Below are 23,444 nucleotides of genomic sequence, written 5' to 3'. Positions count from 1 at the left end.
CGGACGGCGGCTGCGATCGCCCCGCCGGATGGAGCGATCCGCCACCGGCGCGGTCCTGGCCCGGCCGGGCCTGGTCCGATCGGCTGACGCGGGTACTCGGGCGCCGGGCCACGAACACCTGGAGACACAGGTGCTTCGTGGTCACCGAGGGTCCGGGGGGACGACGTGCCACAGCTGCGGATCCACTTCACCGATGCCGATCTCGCGCGGACGCGGCTGAAACCGGAGATCGATCTCCTGTGGGAGGTCGTCGGCAGCGCCCAGGTCCTGCAGCACGGCGACGGCGGGTTGCCGCTGAACCACTGGCGCTGCCGCGTGCGTCGGCGGATGCACGAGGCGCGGGCGGTCCGGCTCGCGGTGCACACGGTGACGACGGTCGCGCCGCACGCGGCCTACTTCCCGGATTTCCTCACGCCCACCGAAGAAGTACGCGGCATCGGCGAAGGCGTCGAGGCGGTGCTGTCGGCTTCGCCGCGGCGGAGGCGCGAGGAGCTCGCGCGGGTCCGGCCGGCCACGGCGCCCGCCGCGAGGTGGCTGGAGGAGCTCGCCCGCGGGAAGACGCCCGCGGTGCGGCACCTGCGCCGGGCGTTGCACGTCTACTTCGAGGCCCTGCTCGAACCGGACCTCCCCGTGCTCGGCGACGGGGTGCGCATCGCGTGCGCCGGTGGCATCCAGCGGTACCTGCGCAACGGTCCCGAAGGCCTGCTGCGCTGGCTCGGCCCGGCCGTGCGCTGGCGGCCGCCGGTGCTCGCCGTCGACTACCCGGTCGATCGCGACCTGCGGCTCGAAGGCCGCGGCCTGCTGCTCGTCCCCAGCTACTTCGGCGTGTACCACCCGGTGGCGCTGGCCGACCCGCGGCTGCGCCCGATCCTGGTGTTCCCGATCGAAGCCGGAGCCCGCCTGCTCGCCGGCGACCACGGTGCCGGCGACCGCGTGAGCGCGTTGCTGGGTCCCACCCGCGCCACGATCCTGCGCTCGGCCGTCACCGGCGGCACCACCACCCGCCTGGCGCGGCAGGCGGGCGTCGCCCCGGCGACGGTCAGCCACCACACGAGCGTCCTGCGCGACGCGGGCCTCATCACGACCGACCGGCACGAGAACCTGGCGACCCACCGCATCACCTCGCTCGGGCTGGCGGTGCTCGCCTCCGGGGACGCCTAGCTGTTCTGCCCGGGGAGTCTTTCGAGCGAGTTCGAAGGAGGCCGTTCGCCGGGGGGCCCGGTGCCAGAGTCTCTCCCGGATCTCCTGGTCCGGAAAGACGATCCGAGTGGAGGGTGAGATGAGGTTGCTGAAGTGGGGGGCTGTCGGCGCGGCGGCGATCGGCGCGTCGGGGCTGCTGGTGCTGGGCGCTCCGGTGGCGGGGGCCGCGAACGCGGGGGACGTCGCGACGCCGTCGCTGAACGGGCGCCTGGCGGCGCTTCCCTGTGAGAACTGGACGCTCAAGAGCGCAGAAGGCCACGCGTCGGGGACGTGGTGCAACAACTACACGACCGTGAGCGGGACGGTGACCGACGACAAGGCCGACGGCCGGTGCCCGTACGTCCGCTCGCACTGGAGCAACGGCGGGGTCAGCGACAGCGCCGCGATCGGCCCGAAGGGCGCTTCCCGGTCGTTCACGCTGTACGCGCCGTCGGGGACGACGTCGTCGTCGGTCAGCATCCACTACGTCTTCTGCTGAGCGCGTCAGTCGTTCGAGTGGCCGCGCGGCCGGTGCCGCGCGGCCCTCTTGACTTCAAGTGCTTGAAGTTCTGCATGCTGTTCCCATGGCGGCGGGAGTTGCGGGCGAGCAGGTGTGGCTGACGATCCTCGAGGCGTCGCGGCGCAGCGGGCTGAGTGAGCCGACGTTGCGCTACTACGAGCAGATCGGGCTGGTCGGCCCGGTGCCGCGCGACCCGAGCAGCGGGCACCGCCGGTACGACGCCGCGACCATGGACGTCGTCGACTCGCTCGGGTGCCTGCGCTCGGCCGGGCTGCGGGTCGAGGACCTGCGGCGCTACCTCGACCTGCTGGCCCGCGGGGACGCAGCCGCGGCCGAGCAGCGCGAGCTGTTCGACCACCACGCCGACCGACTGGAAGCCGAGATCGAGCGGTTGCGGCTGCGGCTGGACTACCTGCGCCTGAAGGCACGGCTCTGGGACGCCCGCGACCGGGGCGACACCGCCGCGGCGCAGCGGCTCGTCCCGCGGCTCCTGGCGCTGATCGACCGATTCTGACACTCCACAAAGGACTCGAATGACGAACGACACCCTCGTCCTGGTCACCGGCGGCACCGGGCACCTCGGCGGCCACACCATCGCGCGGTTGCTGGCCGGCGGCCACCGCGTCCGCACGACCGTGCGCGACCTGGGTCGGGCAGCCGAGGTCCGGGCCATCGCCGGTGCGCCGGACCTGGAGGTGGTGGCCGCGGACCTCGGCGCCGACGCCGGCTGGGCCGAGGCGACCGAAGGCGTGGACTTCGTGCTCCATGTCGCGTCCCCGTTCCCGCCCGCGTCGCCTGTCTCGCCCTTCTCGCCCGAGGACGACGAGGTGATCCGCCCGGCCCGTGACGGCGCCGTCCGGGTCCTGGCCGCCGCCCGGGAAGCCGGCGTCCGGCGGGTGGTGCTGACGTCGTCCTTCGCGGCGGTCGGCTACAGCGCGACGCCGCGCGAGGAGTACACCGAGGCCGACTGGACCGATCCCGCCGACCCCAACAGCGCGTACATCCGGTCGAAGGTCATCGCCGAGCGGGCCGCGTGGGAGCAGGTGCGGTCGGCGGGCGGCCCGGAGCTGACGGTGATCAACCCGGCCGGCATCTTCGGCCCGGTCCTCGGCAGGCGGCTGTCGTCGTCGGTCGCGCTGGTCCGGGCGATGCTCGACGGGGCGATGCCGGTGGTGCCACCGCTGTCGTTCGGAGTGGCCGACGTCCGGGACGTCGCGGACCTGCACGTCCGGGCGATGACCCACCCACGGGCAGCGGGAGAGCGCTTCCTGGCGGCGGCGGGGAGGTCGATCAGCTTCCTGGAGCTGGCCCGAATCCTGGCAGCGACCGTCGGCGGCGACGCGCTGCCGACGGCCGAGCTGACGGCGGAGCAGGTGCGCACCGCAGCCGAGACCGACCCGGCGATGCGAGAGGCGGCCGGCCGTCTTGGGCGGGTGCCGGTCATCCGCACGGACAAGGCGAGGGACGTGCTGGGGTGGCGGACCCGGCCGATCGAGGAGACGGTGGCCGACACCGCTCGCAGCCTGCTGGCCGCCCGGATCGGCTAGCGCCGCGCGTGCGGTCCGGCACGCATGAGCCGGCACGGCCCGCAGCCGGGATCGGCCTGCCCCACGGCGTTGGGGCTGGGTGCGGCTCGCCGCGCATTTCCGGCACCGCCCGCAGCCGCCTGGTCACCTGGATCGGCGCAGTCCCGACCCGCACAGTCCACTTCGGACGGTCAGGACAACGCGGCGGCCTTGCGCAGCAGCACCGAGCGTTCCCTCTCGTTGGTGCACAGCCGGGCCGCCAGCTCCAGCTCGGCGCGCGCCTCCGGGTGCCGGCCGAGGCGGGTCAGCAGCTCGCCTCGCACCGTCGGGACCAGGTGGGAACCGGGCAGCCGGTCCGCGGCGACCAGCTCGTCCACCATCGCCAAGGCCGGCGCCGGCCCCGAGGCCATCGCCACCGCGACGGCCCGGTTGAGCTCGACCACCGGCGATGGCGCGACCCGGCCCAGCGCCTCGTACAGCAGCACGATCCGGTCCCAGTCCGTCTCCTCGACCGAGGCCGCCGCCGCGTGGGTGGCCGCGATCGCCGCCTGGAGGCCGTAGGGGCCGAGACCGCGCGCCGACGCCTTGGCCAGTGCCGCCAGCCCGCGGCGGATCGCCGAGACGTCCCAGCGGCGGCGGTCCTGGTCCTCGAGCAGGATCGGCTCGCCGTCCGGGCCGGTGCGGGCCGGGAACCGCGCCGCCGTCAGCTCGCACAGCGCGAGCAGGCCGTGCACCTCCGGCTCGGCCGGCAGCAGCGCGGCCAGTGTGCGGGCCAGCCGGATCGCCTCGTACGCGACGTCGGAGCGCAGCAACCGCTCGCCCGTCGTCGCCGTCGCCCCCTCGGTGAAGATCACGTAGACAACGCTGAGCACCCCGCCCAGCCGCTCCCGGCGCTCGCCGGCCGCCGGCAGCTCGAAGGGCACCCCGGCCGCCGCGATCGTCTTCTTGCCCCGGGTGATGCGGGCCTGCACGGTCGGCACCGGCACCAGGAACGCGCGGGCGATCTCCTCGCTGGACAGCCCGCCGACCACGCGCAGGGTCAGCGCCACCCGGGCCTCGGGGGAGAGCACCGGGTGGCAGCTGACGAACATCAGCGCCAGGACGTCGTCCTCGATCCGGTCGGGGTCGACGTCCCCCTCGATCTCCGGGGCGGCCGCCAGCAGGGCGTAGCGGTCCTGGAGCGCGGTCCGGCGGCGGATCGCGTCGATGGCCCGCCGCCGGGCCGTGGCCCGCAGCCAGCCGGCCGGGTTGGCCGGCGGGTCGAGCGGCCACGACACCAGCGCCTCGGCCACCGCCTCCTGGGCCGCGTCCTCGGCCAGCCCGAAGTCGCCGGTGAACCGGGTCAGCGCGGCGATGATCCGCGCCGACTCGATCCGCCAGACGGCCTCGACCTCGGCCGTGTCCATCAGTTCCCGGCCCCCTCGGGGACCTCGTCGTCCCCGGCCACCCGGCGGACCTCGATCTTGGACCCGCGGGCCGCCGGCATCCGCCTGGCCCACTCGACCGCTTCCTCCTTCGAGGCGACGTCGAGCAGGAAGTAGCCCCCGAACAGCTCCTTGGTCTCCCCGTACGGCCCGTCGGTGACCACCGGGACCTCGGCGCCGAAGTCGACGACGACGCCGCGCTTCGGGTCGTCCAGCCCTTCGGCGGCGAGGAGGACGCCCGCCTTGAGCATGTCTTCGATGTACTCGCGGGTGGCGGCCATCGACGCGTCGATGTCGGCCATCATGGCCGCGTTCGACTCGGCGGTGCCCCGCATGATCAGCATGTACTTCGCCATCGTCGTCTCCTCGTCCGGCGGGGCCGCCTCTCGGCCTTCGCCCCCTTATGTCGAACGGGCGACGCGCGGATCAACACGACCCCGGAAGTATTTTCACCCGAGTTCGTCGAGCAGCCGGCGCGCCGCCACCGTCGCCCCGTCGGTGCGCATCTCGCGGCCCAGCGCCGCGGCCCGCGCCCGGGTCTCGGGGGCCAGTGCCGTGTCGAACGCGGTGCTCAGGGACTCGAGGGTCGCCGTCGGGCCGTCGAGGGCCGCGCCGGCCCCGCGGGCGGCCACCTGCCCGGCCCAGTACGGGTTGTCCGCCAGCGGGATGGGGACCACGACCTGCGGGACACCCGCCCGGGCGGCCGTCTGCGTCGTGCCCGCGCCGCCGTGGTGAACGACCGTGGCCAGCTCGCCGAACAGGCGCTGGTGGTTGACGTCGCCGATGGCGAAGCAGTCCGCTTGGCCGTCGACCAGGTCGAGGTCCGCCCAGCCACGGGAGACGAGGACCCGGTACCCGCGGGCCCGGGCCACCTCGACCGCCCAGCGGGCGATGTCCGGCGACGGGCTGATGCTGCCGAACCCGACGTAGACCGGCGGTGCGCCCGCGTCCAGGAACTCCACCAGCTCGGGCGGCAGCGGACGCTCGTCCGCCAGGCTCCACGCGCCGGTCTGGACCACTTCCCGGCCCGGCGCCTCGGGCCACGGTCCCAGGACCGGGTCGGCCGCCAGCCACGGCCGGTCCGAGTAGACGTGGTCGCGGACGTTGTCCACCGGAGGCAGGCCGAGCGCGGCCCGGTGGCCGTTGAGCGGCGCGCGGAACTGCGCGTTCACCCGCTGGGCGTCCTCCTCCCACCGCGTCGCGTTGGCCCCCTCCGGCTCCGGCCAGCCCGGCCGGGGTGGCGGCGCGTGGTGCGGGGACGGCAGGTTGACCGCCGCGTAGGTCGCGTAGACGTACCGGATGCCCGCGGCTTCGGCCACCGACCGCGCGGCGACCTGGGCCAGACCGGCGGCCACCAGCGCGTCGCAGCCGCCGGCCGCGGCGGGGAAGACGTCGAACTGCGTGTCGACCAGTTCGGTCCGGTAGCGGGACAGCTCCGCCGCCGACGGGGGAGCCGTCGCCCGCATCAACGCCCGGACCGGCGGGCCGACCGGCACGAACTCGATTTCGAGGCCGCCGAGCCGGTCCGCGAACTCTTCGTCCGGCGGGGTGCACATGCGTACCTCCGCACCGAGTTCCCGCAGCCGCACCGCGAGTGCCACCAGCGGTTCGACGTCGCCGCGCGTCCCGTACGTGGACAGCAGCACTCGCATTCGCGCCCCTCTTCGCCGCCGATTCGGTCGTGCCCGCGGGAAGTTTACCGGCCGGCCCGGTGATCGACTCGCTCTCGCGCGAAGCCGCCTCCGGTGACTACTGTGGCGTGTAAGGGCTCCTGACCGTCAACAGAACTTGAGGGCCATTCGATGCCTGTTTCGTCCGGACCCATCCCCGACGTTTCGATCATCCTGCCGTGCGCCGGACTGGGAACGCGCTTCGGAGCGCCGTACGCGAAGGAGCTGCATTGCCTGGCGCCCGGGGTCACCATCCTGGACCGCAGCCTGGAGGCCGTCGTCGAGCTGGTGAAGAGCGGGCTCACCGTGCGCGTGGTCGTCGTGTTCGGGCCGCACAAGCTGGACACGGTGAAGTACCTGGCGCGCTACGCCGGGACCTTTCAGATGGTCTTCGTCTACCAGGACGACGTGGCCGAGCCGGGGCTCGACGGGGCGATCCGCTCGGCCTTGCCGATGACGCGGGGACCGGTGGCCCTGGTGCTACCTGACATCGTTGTCAGCGAGGTCGGCAGCCTGCTCGGCGCCCTGCGGCAGACCGGCGTGGCGGGGTGGAGCGTGGTGGCCGCCGAAGAGCGGGATCCGGGCACCCTGCGGCAAATGGGCGCGCTGACGGTGGGCGGCGGGGACGGCGTCGTGACCGTCAAAGCGGCCGCGGAGAAGCCGGCGGACCCCGCGGGCTTCAACGCGCTCTGGGGCATCGTGGCGGTCACCGAGGACGAGGCCCACCGGCTGCCGGACGTGGCGCGGAGGGACGTGGACAGCCCGCTGGCCGGCGCGGTCGCCCTCATGGTGGAGCGGATCGTCAACTACAACACCACCGACGGCTGAACGTCCACAGTGGACTTCACGAGGAGAAGCATGCTCGACGACGTGATGACGGCGCTCGGTACCGTCCTGCCCCGGCTGGCCGCGGTCACCGGCACCCCCGGGGTCGCCGTCGCGGTGGCGACGAGCGACGAGCTGCGCACGGCCGCGACCGGGTTCGCCGACCTGGCCGCGAGCACACCGATGACCGCCGACACGCCGGCGCCGGCGGGCTCGCTCACGAAACCCGTGACGGGGCTGGCTTTCATGCAGCTGGCCGAAGCGGGCATGGTCGGTCTCGACACGCCGGTCGACGAGGTGCTGCCCGCGGGACTGCGCGGTCCGGGCGCGGCGCCCGTCACCACCGCCATGCTGGCCGCCCACCAGGGCGGCTACTACAGCGACATCGTCACCGCGACGGCGCGCACGGCGCCGGCCGAGCCGATCCTCGACTACGTCCGGCGCCGGCACGGGATCGGGCGCGCCGTGGAGTACGGCGGGGTGCTGCCGCTGGTGACCACGCCGGGGTCCTACTCCTACTCGAGCTTCGGCGTCGGGGTGCTGGGCGGCGTCGTCGAGCACCTGACGGGCGAACCGTACGGCGCCCGCGTCGAGCGGGACGTGTTCGCCCCGACCGGGATGACGGCCACGAGCATCGACGACGGCACGCGGAGCCCCGGCGGCGCCACCGGGTACCTGGCGTTCGGCGACTGGTGCCTGCCGAGCCCGCCGCTGCGCACGTCGGCGTACCCGGGAGTCGGGATGTACACGAGCGCCGCGGACTTCGCGCGGCTGCTGCAGTCGTTGCTGCGCACCAGTAAGGGCGACCGCGGCCTGGTCGGCCCGGACTCGCTCGCGGCGATGGTGACCCCGCGCGCGCCCCGCCCGAGCCCGCACGGCGTCCGCTCGTTTTCCGGCCTGACGCTGGAACTCGCCGACCCGGACCTGGGCGACGACTGGTGGTGGGGGCACACCGCGGCGTTCCCGTGGGGGTTCTGGTGGGAGGCGCGGGTCTGGCCGCACCGCGACCTGGCGGCGGTGGCGGTGGGCAACCGCTGGGACATGGCCCGCTTCCACAACCCGGCCACCCGCAGCGCCCCGGGCCTGGCGGTCGAGTGGGCGGGCCGCTGGGCGGCGTCCGGCGCCCCGGCGAAGCTCCCCGACATGGACGGGCGCCCCCGCTGGACGGGACCCCGGCCCACCCCGGAAAGCTCACGCTGGATGGGAGTCCTGGTCGGCGAACGCACCCACGGCCTGCTCGCCGTACCCGAGCCCTTGCCGACGGCGAAGCTGACCGCGGGCGCCCGTTCCCTCGGCGACGGCGACTCGGACGGCTGGGACCCGGACGCGTTCGCGCGCGGGGTGGAGCAGGCACGGGCGGTGGCCCCGGACCCGGAGGCGCTGGGGGTGCTGGGCCGCGAGCTCGGCCCGGCGGCGGCGTTGTGGATGCTGGAGTGCGGAGCATCGAGCGCGGACGTGACGATGCCGGTCGGCTTCTACGCCCGCGCCTGACGGCGGGCCGTCGCCGACGCTGCACCGCTGCGGCCTGGTCGGGTTTGTTCGGCCGGCCGTCGGCGCCCCGGTGCGGCCTTGGGGCGCGGCCAAGCGCGGCTCGCCCGCTCAGCGCAGGCGGCCGGCTCCCCAACGCGGCCTTGGTTGCGTTCGACGCACCGAAGGCCACATCGGGGCGGGGCCAAGCGTGGCTCGCCCCGTTCAGCGCAGCCGGACCTCCAGCGCGACCCGGTGGCGGCCACGCGGCAACGGCACCCACGCCGCTCCGCTGCGGCCCGGTCGGGGTTTGTCGGCCCGCCGCCGGGGCCCGATGCGGCCTTGGTCGCGTCCCACTTACCGAAAGCCACATCGGGGCGCGGCCAAGCGCGGCTCGTCCCGCTCAGCGCAGCCGGACCTCCAGTGCGACCCGGTGGCGGCCACGCGGCAACGGCACCCACGCCGGCTCACCCACCGGCCGCACCGTCGGGAACCGGTCGAACAGGCTGCGCAGCGCTACCTCGGCCTCCACCTTCGCCAGCGCCACACCCAGGCAGAAGTGCGGCCCCCAGCCGAACCCCACACTGCCCTCGCGGCCGCCGTTCGCGGCCTGCCAGCGGACGTCCGCCGCGTGGGGGTGGGCGAACTGGGCCGGGTCGCGGTTGGCCGCGCCCAGCACCACCTGGACCGCGTCGCCCGCGCTGATCCGGACGCCGCCCACCTCCAGGTCGGTCGCCGCGTAGCGCAGGCGGGCCAGCTGGACCGGGCCGTCCGTGCGGACCAGCTCGCGCACCGCCGCCGGCCACAGCTCCGGCTCCGTGCGCAGCAGCTCCCGCTGCCCGGGGTCGCGCATCAGCGCGAGGGCCGCGTTGGACAGCATGTGCGCCATGGTTTCGTGCCCGGCGAGCACCAGGAAGACCACGAGCGCCACGGCGTCGACGTCGGTCAGGTCGTCCTGCGCGACGACCTCGCTGAGCAGGTCGTCGCGCGGCTCGGCCCGGCGCCGGTCGACCAGCGCGTGGCAGTAGGCGAACATCTCGCCCAGCGTCGGCGTGATCCGCGCCGGGTCGCCCTCGACGAGCACCTTGCCCCAGCGCCACCAGTCCGCCCAGTCCGCTTCGGGCACCCCGACCAGCTCGCAGACCACCGCCATGGCCAGGGGATAGGCGTACTCGTCGATGAGGTTCGCCGTCTCGCCGAGGCCGTCGAGCAGCCCGTCGACGATCTCCTGCACCCGCGGGCGCAACGCCGCGACCCGGGACGCGCTGAACGCGTGGCTGATGCTGCGGCGCAGCCGGGTGTGCTCGGCGCCGTCGAGGCTCAGCAGGCTCGCCCGCAGGTACGGCAGGTGCTCGGGCGGCGTGCCCAGCGCGAGGAACGCCTCCTCCTGCGTCTGCGCGCCCTGCCCCGGCAGGCCGGTCGGGTCGTTGCGCACGGCCGGGTCGGAGAGCACCGCGCGGGCCGCGTCGCTCCCGGTGACCAGCCAGCCCACTTCGCCGCCGGCCAGCCGGGCCCGGCAGACCGGTGCCTCGGCGAGGACGCGGTCGTAGCCGCGCATCGGGTCGTCGAGGACGGCCGGATCGCGGACGTCCACCACAGGTTCGGACGACATGTCAGCCTTTCAGCGGGCCGCCGTTGATCGCGACGCGGTTTCCGAAACGGGTGTACGGGTAGTAGTCGTACGTCGCGTGGTGCTGGACGCAGCGGTTGTCCCAGAACACCAGCGTGTTCGGCTCCCACCGCACCCGGCAGGCCAGCATCGGCCGGTTCGGCACGACCGAGAACAGCAGGTCGAGCACCGCCTGGCTCTCGTCGGCCGAGAGCTGGGGGATGCGCGAGGTGTAGGCCGGGTTGACGTACAGCAGCGGACGATCCGTCTCCGGGTGCCGCACCACCACCGGGTGCTCGCTGACCGGCGGCTCGTAGCCCGCCGGGATCTTGTGACCGCGGAAAGCGTGGGCGCCGTCGTGGATCGCGGTCAGCCCGGCCAGCAGCTCCTTCAGCTTCGGCGACAGCATGTCGTACGCGAGGTGCATGTTCGCGAAGAGCGTGTCGCCGCCGCTGCCCGGTTCGGGCATCCGCGTGATGTGCAGCATCGAGCCCAGCGACGGCTCGGCGTCGGCGGTGCCGTCGGCGTGCCAGCCGTTGCCGAACACGGTGGCCGCCTCCGGGGCGGTCGCGACCTCGAGGATGTACGGGTTGCCGTGCTCGGGCGGCGGGTTCACCGGCCGCAGCTCGCCGAAGTGCGCGGCCAGGCGCTGGTGGTCGTCCGGCGTGATGTCCTGGTCGCGGAACACCAGCACGTGGTGGTCGAGGAACGCCGTCTTCAGCTCGGTGAGCTGCTCCTCGGTCAGTTCGCGGGTCAGGTCGAGGCCGGTGACCTCGGCGCCGATGACGGGGGTCAGGCCCCGCACTTCCAGGGTCCGGAAGTCGCGCGCCGGTCGCGTGGTGATCCGCTTGACGGCGTCGAGTTCGTACTGCTCCATGGTTTCCTTTCCGTGGGTCTCACAGTCCGATGGCGGCGGCCACCGCGGTGACGTGCGGCGTGCGCACGATGCCGTAGTGGGTGGCGGGCAGTTCGTGCCAGTGGCTCGGTTCGGGCAGGAGGGCTCGCCAGCCGCCGCGGTCGGCCACCGGCAGGCCGGGCTCGGGTTCGGTGGCCAGCCAGACGTGGCTGGGTGTCGTGGCCAGGCGCGGCAGCTCGTGCCCGGTCATGCTGCGCAGGTTGGCCCGGCACGCGCGGGCGAGCCGCCGGGCGTGCTCGCCCGCGGTGCCGCCGGAGGCGCCCAGCTCGCGCTCGAACACCGTTTCCAGCTGTGCGTCGCTGTAGTCCGCGGCGCTCGCGCCGGGCGGCGGCGGGTCGATGAGGTGCAGCGCCCGCACCGGCTGCCCGGCTGCCTCGGCTTCGGCGGCCATGCCGGTCGCCACCCAGGCGCCGAACGACCAGCCGGCCAAGTGCCAGGTGTGCCCGGGAAACCGCTTGTGCAGCGCCGCGTGGTAGCGGTGGGCCCGGTCCGCCACCGGCCAGCCGGGCGGTTCGGACCGGCTCAGCGCGGGGTCCGCGATCACGCAGACGCCGAGTTCGGGAGCCAGCGCCTCGACGAGCGGGCGGTAGGCGTGGACGTCCCCGCCGACCGGGTGCACGAGGCACACGACGTCGCGGCCGGCTCCCTCGCGCCAGACCTGTACCGCTACTTCGCCGGTGTCGGCGGCTTCGGAGAGCTTCGCCAGCAACGCGGCCATCGTGACCTCGGGGCCGAGCCAGGCGAGGTCGAGGTCGACGCCGTAGAGACGTTTCACCGAGTCGACGACGTCCAGCAGCGTGAGGGAGTCGGCGCCCAGGTCGTAGAGCGGGACGTCCGGGTCGAGTTCGGCGACGCCCAGGAGAGCGCGCACTTCCTCGGTGAGGTCGGCTTCGGCCGGTTTCGGCGGGGCCGGCGTGGTGTCGCGTTCGTGGAACCCGCGGGCGGTCTCGAGGCCGGTCGTCGCGACCAGGAGCTGCGGGAGTCCCGTTCCCAGCGCGCGGGTGAAGGTGCGGCGGCCTTCGTCGGCGCTGAGGCCGACTGTGAGGTGCGCCTGGTGCCGGGCGTCGGTTTCCAGTGCGGTGACGGCCATACCGGTGTCGCGCCAGACGTCCCAGCCGATCGAGAGGCGGGCGGTCGGGCCGTCGCGGTGGGCGAGGGCGTCGAGGAAGCCGTTGGCGGCGGCGTAATCGAGCTGGCCGGTGCCGCCGAACTGGGCGGACAGCGACGAGCAGTAGACGGCGTAGGCGGGCCGGTGGCGTTCGATGAGCTGTTCGGTGAGCAGGGCGCCGGCGAGCTTGACGGACTGCGTGCCGTCGCCGCGGGTGGCGATGAGCCCGCCGTCCGGGGTGCCGGCCGCGTGCACGATCCCGGCGAGGGGAGTGCCGATGTCGTCGGCGGTGACGGTGGTGACGTCGGCGGCGAGCAGGTCGACGCGGTCCCCCCACGGTTTGAGCGCGTCGGGCAGGAAGGGGTGGCGCGCCAGCAGGATGACGCGGCCGGCGGTGCGGGTCAGCAGCTCTTCGGCGACGGCGGTCCCGATGCCGCCGGTGCCGCCGAGGACGAGGTGGGTCCCGTCGGTGATGGCGGGCAGGCCGGCGTCGACGGGTGAGCTGTCCTGCGCCCACCAGAACCCGGCGCGCAGGGCGACGCGGTCCGGCGGGGTCGGTCCGGTGAGGAGATCGGCGAGGGCGTCGAGGTCCGGGGTGGGGAGGTCGGCCCAGTGGCCGGGGATCCGGCTTTCCTGCGGTCCGACGGACGTGATCCCGGCCAGCAGCCCGGCTTCGGGGCGCGTGACGGCGGCGTTCGCGGGCGCGGCCCCGGCGGAGACCCACCACGTCCTGAGTGGACGGTCGTGGGCGGCCCGCAGGAGGGCGGCGGGGGTGTCGAGACAGGCCCAGGTCGCGTGGCGCACCGAGGCTTGGCTCAGGGGGCCGGTGATGCCGAGGGGGAGGGTGTGGAGCCAGTCGATCTCGTCGCCGGTGAGGGCGTCGAGGACTTGGCGCAGGGACGCGGTGTCGGCGGGGTCGGCTTCGAAGGTGTCGGGGCCTAGGCGGGTGAAGTGGTCTGCCGCGTGGACCCGGACGACGCGCGGGTAGGCGGCGTCGAGGGCGGGGGCGGTGAGCGGGCCTTCGCCGGAGATGACGAGGACGCGGTCGGTCCGGGTGGTGGGTGTGGTGGTGGCTCGGCGGAGGCGGACCCAGGTGGGCTGGTGCAGCCACGCGCTTTCGGGCAGCCGGGAGACGGCGGCTTTCCGCGGGAAGTCGAAGTCGCGGGCGTCGAAGGCGGGGGGAGGAAAGTCCCATGGTGCGGGGGCGGGGGAGTGGCCCCAGTCGATGGGGGTTCCGGCCAGCCAGGCGGCGGCCAGGTCTGCCGCGGCAAGAGGTCGTGAGTGAGAAACAGGGTTAGAACCCTGTTTCTCACTCACGACCCGCGAGGCGAGCGTTTCGTCCTGGGGCTCGGCCGTGCGCAGCCAGGCGACCGCCGCGGCCGCGTCTTCGCACGCCGCCGCCAGGCGCCAACGGCCCTCCGGACGGCCCGACTGCAGGTGCCTCAATACGTCCACATAGGACTCCGGACGCGCCGCCAAGTACTCCGCCACCCGGCCCGCCTCAAGACGCAACGCCGAAGCGCTGCGAGCCGAAAGCACCAAGCACCGCACGGGTTCCGCGCGCGCCGAAGGCACCGGGCGAACCGACTCCAGCACCACGTGGGCGTTCGTCCCGCCGATGCCGAAGCTGCTCACCCCGGCCACCCGTGGCCCGGCGGGCCACGGCTCCGCCCGCGTCGGCACCCGGAACGGTCCCAGGTCCAGTGCCGGGTTCGGGGCGTGGAAGTCGACCGTCGGCGGGAGTACTCCGTGGTGGATCGCCAGGCTCGCGCGGATCAGGCCCACCACGCCCGCCGCCGCGCCCAGGTGGCCGATTTGGCTCTTCAGCGAGGAAAGCGCGCACGAGGAGACGTCGGGCATCGCCTCGCGCAGGGCCGCCACCTCGATCGGGTCGCCCAGGCGCGTCCCCGTTCCGTGCGTCTCCACGTACCCGACGTCCGCGCCCGAACGCCCGGCCCGCCCCAGCGCGGCCTGGATGGCCGCACGCTGCCCGGCCGGGGACGGTGCGCTGTACCCCTGCTTCACCGCGCCGTCGTTGGTCAGCGCCGAACCCGTGATCACCGAATACACCGTGTCGCCGTCGCGACGGGCCGCCGACAGTGGCTTCAGCACCACCACGCCGACGCCGCTCGCCCCGACCGTGCCGTCCGCGTCGTCGCTGAACGGGCGGCAGTGCCCGTCCGCGGAAAAGATGTGCTGCGGCCGGTAGCGGTACCCCTCGGCCAGGGTGACGTCGACCAGCACGCCGCCCGCCAGCATCACGTCCGCTTCGCCGCCGCGCAGCATCGCGGCGGCCTGGTGGACGGCGACCAGCGAGCTCGAACACGCCGTCTGGGTCGTCAGCGCGGGGCCACGGAGATCCAGGTGGTACGCGACCTTCGTGGCCAGGAAGTCCTTCTCGTGGTGCAGGGCGAGCTGGAAGCCGTCCGGCAGCGCGGCCGGGTCGGCTTCGCGCAGCATCCGCTGGAAGTACGTGTTCTCGCCGCAGCCCGCGACCAGCCCGACGCGCCCCGCCGACCCGCCGGCGTGGGACAAGCCGGCGTGGGACAGGGCTTCGACGCAGGCCATCAGCAACTGGCGCTGCTGCGGGTCCATCAGCGCCGCGTCGCGGTGGCTGATCCCGAAGTGCTCCGGGTCGAACGCCAGCGGCCCGTCGAGGAGGCTGCGCGCGCCGACGAGCCCCTCCGCGGCCGGGAACTCCTCGATGCCCCGGCGGCCGGTGACGACGAGGTCCCAGAACGCGGCCAGGTCCGGCGCCCCGGGCAGCCGCACCGCCATCCCGACGACCGCCACCGGCTCGTCGGCGACACCGGCGGTAGCACCGGCGGAAGCCTGGGCCGGGCCGTTCTCCACGTGCCGGGTCAGCTCCCGGAGGGTGACGTGCTCGAAGAGGTCGGCCGCGGTGAAGCGGTACCCGGCCTCGGCGCAGCGCAGGTGGAACCGCATCAGCGAGAGGCTGGTGGCCCCGGCGGCGAAGAACGTCTCGTCCGGCCCGATCGGCGCCCCGGTCACCTCTTCGAACAGGGTCGCCAGCTCGCTCGACGACGACGTCCCCCGCCGCAGATCCGTGCCCGGTGCCCGGGCAGCGGCGTCCCGGTCGAGCTTCCCGCTGGGCGTGCGCGGCAGGGCGGCGACGACGCGGAAGCGGTCGACCCGCGCGTGCGGCGGCAGCAGCGGCGCCAGGTGCTCGCTCAGCTCGAGCGCGGTCGGCGTCCGGCGGCACTCGAGGAACGCGGCCAGCCGGCCGTCTTCGGGCACGACCACCGCGTTGACGACGTCGGGGTGGCGCAGCAGCGCCGCCTCGACCTGCCCCAGCTCCAGGCGGTACCCGCTGAGCTTGACCTGCCGGTCGGCCCGGCCGTCGAAGTGCAGCAGCCCGGCGCGGTCGAAGTGCGCGAGGTCGCCGCTGCGGTAGTACAGCTCCGGCAGCTCCGCGAACTTCTCCGAAGCCGCTTCGCCGAGATAACACCGGTTCGCCGCGAGACCGCCGATCAGTAGCTCGCCGACCTGGCCCGGCGGCAGGGGCGCGCCCGCGGCGTCGGCGACCCGCAGCACCGCGTTCGCCACCGGACGGCCGATCGCGGGCCGCTCTGGCCACTCCGCCGGGTCGCCGTCGAGGGTCAGCGCGCTCACGACGTGGGTCTCGGTCGGGCCGTAGTGGTTGTGCAGGCGCGCGCCGGGCAGCCCGGCGAACCACCGGCGGATGGCCGGCGTGCACACCAGCTGCTCGCCGGCGGTGATCACGTCCCGCAGCCGCGACGGGTACCGCCCGAGCCGCACGCCGTGCTCGGCGAGCAGCTGCAAGGCGACGTAGGGCAGGAAGATCCGCTCGATCCCGGCGGTTTCCAGCTGCTCCAGCAGCGCCGGGACGTCGTGCCGCCACTCCGGCCGGACCAGGTGCAGCCGGCCGCCGCCGCAGAGGGTCGTGAAGATCTCCTGGAACGACACGTCGAACGACAGCATCGAGAACTGCTGCGTCGACGCGGGCGGCGCGTCCTGCCACTGCAGCAGGTTGGCCAGCGTGCGGTCCGGGACGCGCACGCCCTTGGGCACGCCGGTCGAGCCCGACGTGAACAGCGTGTAGAGCGGCCGTCCGGCGTGCCGGACCGGGACGTCCGGCGCCGGGCCGCCGGCGAGCGTGACGAACCGCCGCTCGACGCCGGCGTCGAACGTTTCCCCCGGGGTGAGCAGGACGCAGCTCGGCCGGACCTGGTCCAGCACGTCCCGCAGCAACGCGGGCGGGTACGCGGGATCCAGGGGCACGGCGGTGATGTTCAGCCGCGCCAGCGCGAGGAGCGCGACGACGTGCTCGGCCGACGGCCTCAGGTACAGCGCGACGTCGGTGGCGTCCTCGGGCAGCGTGGCGGCCAGCCGGGCCGCGTGCGCGTCCAGCTCGGCGTAGGTCAGCGTCGTGTCGCCGGTCAGCGCCGGGGCGTCGGGCGTCCGCGCGACCTGCCGCGCGAAGCCCTCCGCCACGGTCTCCCATGTCAGCTCCGCCGCGGCACCCCGGCCGTGGTCCCGGTGGTCCGGAGTCCGGGCGTCGCCGTGCAGGGCGCGGTCGAAGACGTCGCCGAGGGCCGTCGCCTCGGCTGCGGTGAAGTGGCCTTCCCCGTACTCCCATAGACAGTCGAAGCCATCCGGCCGCTCGACGACCGACAGCGTGAGCGCGCACTTCGCCTCGGCCGCTTCGATCCACTGTGGACTGACCGAGCAGCCGGGCAGCCGCAGCGCGCCGAAGTCGGTGTTCTCCAGGACGAACAGGTAGTCGAAGGCCGCGTAGCCCGGATCGAGGTCGGCGAAGGCGACGTCCTGGCCGTCCAGCGCCGCACCGGACGCTTCGCCGAGCCGGCGCAGCTGGGTGTCCAGGTCCTCGTCCGGGTGCACGGAAAGGGGCAGTCGTACGGTGTTGGCGAACATCCCCACGCTGTCTTCGAACTCCCGCACCGGCCGGTTCGCCACCGGCGCGGCGATCCGGGGCCGGGTCCGCCCGGTCACGGCGTAAAGACTCCACGCGAACACGCCGAGCAGAAGCTGGAAGCGGGTCAGGCCCAGCTCGGCCGCGCAGGCGTCGACGCGCTCGCGGTCGATGCGGGTCGTGTGCAGCCGCCCGGCCAGGGACGCTTCGCCGAGAGGCTCGGCTTCGTCGGATCGTTCGCTCAGTTGAGCGCGGTAGCCGGGGGCGGCGAACCAGCGGGACTGCCAGCCGGCGAAGTCGAGAGGCGTGTGCGCGTCCGGCCGTGGCGGCGCGCCGGACAGCTCGCGGAAGAGGATGTTGAGCGACCAGCCGTCGACCGCGATGTGGTGCAGGCACAGCAGAAGCGTCCCGTCGGGCCGCCAGGCCGCGCGCAGCGGCCGGCCCGACGCGAGGTCGAACGGCGCGGTGAAGAAGTCCTCGGACGGCTCGGTCCAGGGGTCGTACGGCGCCTTCGCCACCTGCCGCAGACCGTCGGGGGTCGCCTCGAACGCGGTGCGCAGCGCCGGGTGCCGGTCCACGAGACCGCGCACGTCCCGGCGAAGCGCGTCGACGTCGGGTGCGCCGGTGACCCGGAAGGCGAGCGGCACGTGGTAGGCGGTGGAAGCCGGATTCCGTTGCTGCAGCAGCCAAAGCCGTTGTTGCTCGCTGGTGGCCGGCGCGGACGTCGCCGTCGTCGGGGCACCCGGCTCCGGATAGGCCGCGCGCCCGGCACCGGCGACGGCGGCCGCGAGATCGGCGAAGGCGCCGCGCTGCACCACCGAAGGCGCCAGGTCCGCGCCCCAGCGTTCCCGGATCGCGAACCGCAGCCGCAACGCCTTGAGCGAGTCGCCCCCGGACCGCAGCCACGTGTCGCCCGGGTGGAGCTCCGGGACGTCGAGGATGGCCGACACGACGTCCAGGACTTCGCGCTCCCAAGAGGTCGCCGCCCCGCCGATGTCCGGCCGCCACGGCGCGAACCCGCCGGCCAGCAGCGCGGCCTCGTCGACCTTTCCGTTCGCGTTCCGGGGCAGCTCGCCGACGCGGACCACGTGCTGCGGCCGCATGTAGGACGGCACGGTTTCGCTCAGATGAGCTTCGAACGCCTCGTAGGAGAGGTCGCCCGCGACGAGGAAGGCGAGCAGCTCGGCCGTGGCCGCGTGGCGCACGGCCACGTGGACCTGCCGGACCTCCGGGTGCGCGAGCAGCCGCTGCTCCAGCTCGCCCGGCTCGATCCGGAACCCGCGGACCTTCACCTGCCGGTCGGTCCGCCCGGCGTAGGCGAACCGCCCGCCCGGCAGCACGCGGACCAGGTCGCCGGTGCGGTAGAACCGCGCGCGGCCTTCGTCGAGCCACGGCAGCCGCACGAACCGCTGCCCGGTTTCCGCGGGCAGGCCCCGGTAGCCGAGCGCGACCCCGGCTCCCGAGAGGTACAGCTCCGCCAGCTCGCCTTCGGCGGCCACGCGCTCGTCCGCGGTCACCGCGACCGCGCCGGTGCCGGGCAGCGGGCGCCCGATCGGCACGACGTCGCCGTCGAAACCCCGCGGGATGGCGTAGCTCAGCGCGAACGTCGTCGTTTCGGTGGGGCCGTAGCCGTTCTGCAGCCGCGTCGGCGCGTCCGGGTTGGCCCGGTACCAGCGGCGGATCAGCGGGGCGTTGAGCTGCTCGCCGCCGATGACGACCCGGCGCACGGTCGCGAAGCTGTCCGGCACGGTCTCGGCGACGGCGTTGAACAGCGTCGCGGTCACGAACATCGTGTCGATGCGTTCGCGCACCAGGGCATCGGCGAACGCGCGCGGGTCCCGGACGGTGTCGTCGTCGAGGATCACGCACGTGCCGCCGGTCAGCAGCGGCACCCACACCTCGAAGCTGATCGCGTCGAACGCGGGGTTGGCCAGGCAGGCGAACCGCGTGCCGTGGTCGAGCCAGCCGGGTTCGGCCAGCCGCAGGACCCCGGCGTCGCGCACCTCGACGCCCTTGGGGCGGCCGGTCGTGCCGGAGGTGTAGAAGAGGAACGACGCCGGCGCGGGCTCGGCGGGGACACCGGCCTCGGCCGGCGTCAGCTCGGGCAGCTCGTCCTCCACGACGACGACCGCGCCCGCGTCGGCGAGGATGACGTCGCGGCGCGCGGGCGGGCTCAGCCGGTCCAGCGGCACGACCTGCGCGCCCAGGCGCAGCACGCCCAGCATCACGAGGATCAGGTCCGCCGACCGCGGCAGGCCCACCGCGACCGCGTCACCCGGGCGAACCCCGCGGCGGGACAACGATTCCGCGACGGCCGCGGCCCCGGCGTTCAGCTCGGCGTAGGTGAGCCGGCGCGGGCCGTCGGACACGGCGACGGCGTCCGGGTGCCGCAGGGCCCGGTCGTGGACGCGGCGGGCGATCGAGGTCATCGCGCCGCCAGCTCGGCCGTGCTGAGTTCTTGGGTGATCACCTTGGCGACCAGCGGCAGTGCGTCGCTCTCGAGCATGTCCCAGTGCCCGCAGTCCGCCGGGACGACCTCGAACTCGCCGCGGACCCGGCGGCGCCAGAACTCCGCCGTGCCCGGCACCGTGTCCTCGCCGACCGCCTGCACGAACACCACCCGCGCCGCCGACTCGCCGGGATCGTGCTCGCGCGCGGTCAGCCGGTTGTGGTTGTACGTGCGGTGGTAGCGCTCGATCTGCGCGTCGTCGATCCCCGGGTACATCCCGTTGAAGCGGACCAGCTTCTCGCGGAACTCGGCCGCGGACACCGGCTCGATCGCGGCCTTCGCGGCGGGGTCGTCGGTGGCGGTGGTGTCGAGCAGGACGACGCTCACGCGCGGGTGGTGCGCCGCCAGCCGCCGGCCCATCTCGTAGGCGACCAGGCCGCCGTAGGACAGTCCACAAAGGACCAAGGATTCGCCGGGCCGCGGGTCGACGAGCCGCAGGTACTCCTCGGCCATCGCCTCGACACTCGGCAGGGGCTCTTCACCGGCGTTGAGCCCGGGGGACTGGATCCCGGCGACACCGGCGTCGCCGGGCAGCGCGGCGCTGAGCGGCAGGTAGCAGAACGCCGTCCCGCCGGCCGGGTGCACGCACACGACGCGGGCCGCGCCGGCACCGCGGCGGAACTCGATCAGGCTGCCGGCGCCGGAGGGGCTGTCCGTACGCAGCAGTGCGGCCTGCGCCTCGATGGTCGGGTGCAGGATGACGTCCCGGATCGGCAGCTCGCGGCCGAACTCGGCGCCGATCGCGTGGGCGAGCTTGATCGCCGAGATCGACGTGCCGCCGACGTCGAAGAAGTCGTCCGAGACGCCGATCGCGGGGTGCAGCAGGAGGGTTCGCCAGATCGTCAGCAGCGCGAGCTCGACGTGGTCGCGTGGAGCGGCGGTGTTGACCGCTGCGGGCGCGCTCGCCCGGGCATGCGCCAGGACGGCGTCGCGGTCGAGCTTGCCGCTGCGGCTCAAGGGCAGCCGGTCGAACTCGGCGAACACGGACGGGATCATGTAGTCCGGCAGCCGGTCGGCGAGCGCGGCCCGCCACTCGTGCGGCGAGCGTGCGCCGCCCGCGATCCCGGCGACCAGCCGCGGCTCGCCCTCGCGGTCCACGAGCACGGCGGCCTCCCGGACGCCCGGGACGGCCAGCAGCGCGGCCGTCACCTCGCCGGGTTCGATGCGGAACCCGCGCAGCTTGATCTGGTCGTCGCGGCGGCCGGCGTACTCGGCTTCGCCGCTCGCGAGCCACCGCGCCAGGTCGCCGGTGCGGTACATCCGTTCGCCCGGGACGAACGGATCCGCGACGAACCGCTCGGCGGTCAGCCCCGGCCGGTGCAGGTACCCGCGGGCCAGGCAGTCGCCGGCCAGGAAGACCTCGCCCACGACGCCCGGCGGGACCGGCCGCAGCCGCTCGTCCAGCAGGTACAGCCGCGACCCGGGCAGCGGCCGCCCGATCGGCGCCGGGCGCTCGGACGGCCGGGGGTCGAAGTGCGCGGTGGCGTAGAGCGTGGCCTCGGTCGGTCCGTAGCCGAAGCAGATCCGCAGGCCGGGCAGGGCCGCTTCGAACCGGGCGAGCGCGGCGTCGGTCAGCGGTTCGACGCCGGTGAGGACCTGCCGCAGTGCGAGCCCGTCGACCCGGCCGGGGTCCTCGTCGATCCACCGGACGTAGGCGGGCGGCAGGAACGCCTGCACCACACGGTGTTCTCGCAGCCAGGCCATCAGCGCGGCGGGGTCGGGCCGGACGTCCTCGGGCACGACGTGCAGCACGGCGCCGGTGGTCAGGGGGAGCAGCAGCTCGTGCACCGAAGCGTCGAAGCCGATGCTCGACCACGCCGACGTCGCCTCGCCGGGGGTCGCGCCGAAGCGGTCGAGCCACTGGTCGAACAGGGCGAGGACGCTGTGGTGGGTCACCGCGACGCCCTTCGGACGCCCGGTCGACCCCGAGGTGTAGATGACGTAGGCCGTCTCCCCGGGGCCGGTCGTGACCGGGTTCCGGGTCGCGTCGCCTTCGGCTTCGAGGGCCGCGACGTCGTCGCCCAGTACCAGCACGGGGCGCGCGTCCTCGACCATCGCCGCCCGGCGCGCGGCCGGCTGGGCCGGGTCGAGCGGGAGGTAGGCGGCGCCGGTCTTCAGCACTCCCAGCACGGCGACGACCAGCTCCACCGACCGTCCACTGAGGACGGCCACGACCGCGGCCGGCCCGGCTCCTCGTGCGCGCAGGGCGTTCGCCAGCTTCGTGCTGCGGCGATCCAGCTCGCCGTAGGTCAGCGCCGAGCCGTCGCAGACGAGCGCGGCGGCGTCCGGGGTGCGGTCGGCGTGCGCGGTGAACCGGTCGACGAGCCCGCCCGGCCGCCGGCGCGGGCTCGGCCCGGTGCTCCAGGCCGTGAGGATCTCGCGGCGTTCGGCGTCGTCGAGGAGCTCGTAGCTCGCGATGTCGCCGCCGGGCCGCGCGGCCAGCTGTTCCAGCAGCCGCACGAGGTACCGGCCGTACCGCTGTGCGGTGGCGTGGTCGAAGAGGGCGACGGCGTAGTCGAGGTGGCCGAGGACGTCGCCGTTTTCGTCGGCCAGGCCGAGCGCCAGGTCGAACTTCGCGGGGGCGTGCTCGACGTCGAGGGATTCGACGGCCACGCCGGGCAGCTCTAGGACGTCGTGCAGGGTCGGCACCCAGGCGAACATCGTCTGGAACAGCGGGGTGTGCGCCGGGCTGCGCGGCGGGTTGACCAGCTCGACGACCCGCTCGAACGGCAGCTCGACGTGGTCGATCGCGCCCCGCAGGGCCGCGCGGACCTCCTTGAGCAGGACGGCGCCGGTGGGGGAGCCGCCCAGCTCGGCGCGCACGGCGAGCGTGTTGACGAAGAAGCCGATCGTCTCGGGGTACTCGCCTCCGCCGCCGCGGTTGGCGGTGGGGACGCCGACAACGATGTCAGTTTGCGCGGAAAGCCGGGACAACAGGATGAACCAGCAGGTCAGGATGGTGGAGTAGAGCGTGACGCCGTGCTCGCGCGCCACCGCCTTCAGCCGGGCGGTGAGCTCCGGCCCGAGCGCGACCGGCACCCGGGCGCCGCGGTGGTCCTGCCGGGCCGGGCGCGGCCGGTCGGCGGGCAGCTCCAGCACGGGCGGCACGCCGTCGAGCCGGTCCTGCCAGTACGCCTCGTGCGGCGCCGGACCGGGGCCGGCCAGCCAGTCCTGCTGCGCCCGGGCGTGGTCGCGGTAGGGGCGGGTTTCCGGCAGGTCGGCCGACGCGCCGCTCATTTGAGCGGCGTAGAGGGCGCCCAGTTCGCGCAGCAGCAGAGTGCGGGACCAGCCGTCGAAGACGACGTGGTGGACGGTGATCAGCAGGACGTGGTCCTCGTCGCCCGCGGCCAGCAGCCGGGCCCGGGCCAGCGGGGCGCGCGTCAGGTCGAACGGTTCGAACGGGTCGGTGCGCCGCAGTTCGGCCGCTTCGCCCGGTCGTCCGGTGACGTCGGTGACGACGCAGGGAAACCCGTGACCGGCGGGTTCGACGATCTGCACGGGCCCGCCGTCCTCGACGACGATCCGGGTGCGCAGGGTTTCGTGGCGGTCGGCGAGCGCGTCGAACGCCCTTCGCAGCGCCTCGCGGTCCAGCGGGCCCCGCAGGGCGAAGGCCATGGTCTCGTTGTAGGCCGGGCCGGCGCCGTCCAGCTGGGAGACGGTCCACAGGCGTTGCTGACCGGACGACAGCGGCGCGGACACTCGCATCGAGGGCGGCCTTTCGGGGCGGGCGGGCGAACCGGTACTGCGTTGTTCCGTCGCCGCCGAGGTCGGGGAAA

General features: G+C 74.3%; 13 protein-coding genes. 6 read left to right on the top strand and 7 right to left on the bottom strand.

The features are described from left to right. Nucleotides 1-165: 165 nt before the first annotated feature. The 4 genes from ACZ7OU_RS37125 to ACZ7OU_RS37110 all read left to right on the top strand — a co-directional run bounded on the left by ACZ7OU_RS37125 (nucleotide 166) and on the right by ACZ7OU_RS37110 (nucleotide 3,246). Nucleotides 166-1,161: an ArsR/SmtB family transcription factor gene (locus ACZ7OU_RS37125; protein WP_470258823.1), complete on the top strand. Its 996-nt coding sequence runs from the start codon at nucleotides 166-168 to the stop codon at nucleotides 1,159-1,161. A 118-nt stretch (nucleotides 1,162-1,279) separates the two neighbouring features. Then, nucleotides 1,280-1,678 carry a hypothetical protein gene (locus tag ACZ7OU_RS37120; protein ID WP_470258822.1) on the top strand — a complete coding sequence of 133 codons (399 nt, stop codon included), beginning with the start codon at nucleotides 1,280-1,282 and terminating at the stop codon, nucleotides 1,676-1,678. 85 nt (nucleotides 1,679-1,763) lie between these two features. Then, nucleotides 1,764-2,213 carry a MerR family transcriptional regulator gene (locus ACZ7OU_RS37115; protein WP_470243004.1) on the top strand — a complete coding sequence of 150 codons (450 nt, stop codon included), beginning with the start codon at nucleotides 1,764-1,766 and terminating at the stop codon, nucleotides 2,211-2,213. Nucleotides 2,214-2,232: 19 nt separating this feature from the next. After that, entirely contained in the window at nucleotides 2,233-3,246 is a 1,014-nt protein-coding gene (locus ACZ7OU_RS37110; protein ID WP_470258821.1) for an NAD-dependent epimerase/dehydratase family protein, read from the top strand. A 170-nt stretch (nucleotides 3,247-3,416) separates the two neighbouring features. On the opposite strand, the gene ACZ7OU_RS37105 is transcribed toward ACZ7OU_RS37110, so the two are convergent. The 3 genes from ACZ7OU_RS37105 to ACZ7OU_RS37095 form a co-directional block, all read right to left on the bottom strand. Then, nucleotides 3,417-4,631: an RNA polymerase sigma factor gene (locus tag ACZ7OU_RS37105; RefSeq protein WP_470258820.1), complete on the bottom strand. Its 1,215-nt coding sequence runs from the start codon at nucleotides 4,629-4,631 to the stop codon at nucleotides 3,417-3,419. Further along, on the bottom strand, nucleotides 4,631-5,005 hold the full coding sequence (locus tag ACZ7OU_RS37100) for a YciI family protein (protein WP_470258819.1): 375 nt from the start codon (nucleotides 5,003-5,005) through the stop codon (nucleotides 4,631-4,633). Before ACZ7OU_RS37100 ends, ACZ7OU_RS37105 begins: the two co-directional genes overlap by 1 nt. A 93-nt stretch (nucleotides 5,006-5,098) precedes the next feature. Further along, nucleotides 5,099-6,301: a glycosyltransferase gene (locus tag ACZ7OU_RS37095; protein ID WP_470258818.1), complete on the bottom strand. Its 1,203-nt coding sequence runs from the start codon at nucleotides 6,299-6,301 to the stop codon at nucleotides 5,099-5,101. A 150-nt stretch (nucleotides 6,302-6,451) separates the two neighbouring features. On the opposite strand from ACZ7OU_RS37095, the gene ACZ7OU_RS37090 reads away from it, so the two are divergent. Next, complete coding sequence (locus ACZ7OU_RS37090; RefSeq protein ID WP_470258817.1) at nucleotides 6,452-7,147, top strand: glycosyltransferase family protein; 696 nt, start codon at nucleotides 6,452-6,454, stop codon at nucleotides 7,145-7,147. Nucleotides 7,148-7,177: 30 nt separating this feature from the next. Beyond that, nucleotides 7,178-8,635, top strand: a complete 1,458-nt coding sequence (locus ACZ7OU_RS37085) for a serine hydrolase (RefSeq protein ID WP_470258816.1) — start codon at nucleotides 7,178-7,180, stop codon at nucleotides 8,633-8,635. 379 nt (nucleotides 8,636-9,014) lie between these two features. On the opposite strand, the gene ACZ7OU_RS37080 is transcribed toward ACZ7OU_RS37085, so the two are convergent. The 4 genes from ACZ7OU_RS37080 to ACZ7OU_RS37065 are packed head-to-tail and all read right to left on the bottom strand — an operon-like array spanning nucleotide 9,015 to nucleotide 23,373. Then, entirely contained in the window at nucleotides 9,015-10,223 is a 1,209-nt protein-coding gene (locus tag ACZ7OU_RS37080) for a cytochrome P450 family protein (protein ID WP_470258815.1), read from the bottom strand. A 1-nt stretch (nucleotide 10,224) separates the two neighbouring features. Next, nucleotides 10,225-11,097 carry a TauD/TfdA dioxygenase family protein gene (locus tag ACZ7OU_RS37075; protein WP_470258814.1) on the bottom strand — a complete coding sequence of 291 codons (873 nt, stop codon included), beginning with the start codon at nucleotides 11,095-11,097 and terminating at the stop codon, nucleotides 10,225-10,227. A 19-nt stretch (nucleotides 11,098-11,116) separates the two neighbouring features. Then, complete coding sequence (locus tag ACZ7OU_RS37070) at nucleotides 11,117-19,588, bottom strand: amino acid adenylation domain-containing protein (RefSeq protein WP_470258813.1); 8,472 nt, start codon at nucleotides 19,586-19,588, stop codon at nucleotides 11,117-11,119. Continuing rightward, complete coding sequence (locus ACZ7OU_RS37065; RefSeq protein WP_470258812.1) at nucleotides 19,585-23,373, bottom strand: non-ribosomal peptide synthetase; 3,789 nt, start codon at nucleotides 23,371-23,373, stop codon at nucleotides 19,585-19,587. Before ACZ7OU_RS37065 ends, ACZ7OU_RS37070 begins: the two co-directional genes overlap by 4 nt. Between the last annotated feature and the right edge of the window lie 71 nt (nucleotides 23,374-23,444).

It is taken from the genome of Amycolatopsis sp. NPDC114505, assembly GCF_055633615.1.
This window is presented reverse-complemented; position numbering and strand designations above follow the sequence as displayed.

Bases quoted from the DNA above. Each gene is read 5' to 3' on its own strand.
- ACZ7OU_RS37120 (WP_470258822.1), top strand. From the start codon at position 1,280: ATGAGGTTGCTGAAGTGGGGGGCTGTCGGCGCGGCGGCGATCGGCGCG.
- ACZ7OU_RS37115 (WP_470243004.1), top strand. From the start codon at position 1,764: ATGGCGGCGGGAGTTGCGGGCGAGCAGGTGTGGCTGACGATCCTCGAG.
- ACZ7OU_RS37110 (WP_470258821.1), top strand. From the start codon at position 2,233: ATGACGAACGACACCCTCGTCCTGGTCACCGGCGGCACCGGGCACCTC.
- ACZ7OU_RS37105 (WP_470258820.1), bottom strand. From the start codon at position 4,631: ATGGACACGGCCGAGGTCGAGGCCGTCTGGCGGATCGAGTCGGCGCGG.
- ACZ7OU_RS37100 (WP_470258819.1), bottom strand. From the start codon at position 5,005: ATGGCGAAGTACATGCTGATCATGCGGGGCACCGCCGAGTCGAACGCG.
- ACZ7OU_RS37095 (WP_470258818.1), bottom strand. From the start codon at position 6,301: ATGCGAGTGCTGCTGTCCACGTACGGGACGCGCGGCGACGTCGAACCG.
- ACZ7OU_RS37090 (WP_470258817.1), top strand. From the start codon at position 6,452: ATGCCTGTTTCGTCCGGACCCATCCCCGACGTTTCGATCATCCTGCCG.
- ACZ7OU_RS37085 (WP_470258816.1), top strand. From the start codon at position 7,178: ATGCTCGACGACGTGATGACGGCGCTCGGTACCGTCCTGCCCCGGCTG.
- ACZ7OU_RS37080 (WP_470258815.1), bottom strand. From the start codon at position 10,223: ATGTCGTCCGAACCTGTGGTGGACGTCCGCGATCCGGCCGTCCTCGAC.
- ACZ7OU_RS37075 (WP_470258814.1), bottom strand. From the start codon at position 11,097: ATGGAGCAGTACGAACTCGACGCCGTCAAGCGGATCACCACGCGACCG.
- ACZ7OU_RS37070 (WP_470258813.1), bottom strand. From the start codon at position 19,588: ATGACCTCGATCGCCCGCCGCGTCCACGACCGGGCCCTGCGGCACCCG.
- ACZ7OU_RS37065 (WP_470258812.1), bottom strand. From the start codon at position 23,373: ATGCGAGTGTCCGCGCCGCTGTCGTCCGGTCAGCAACGCCTGTGGACC.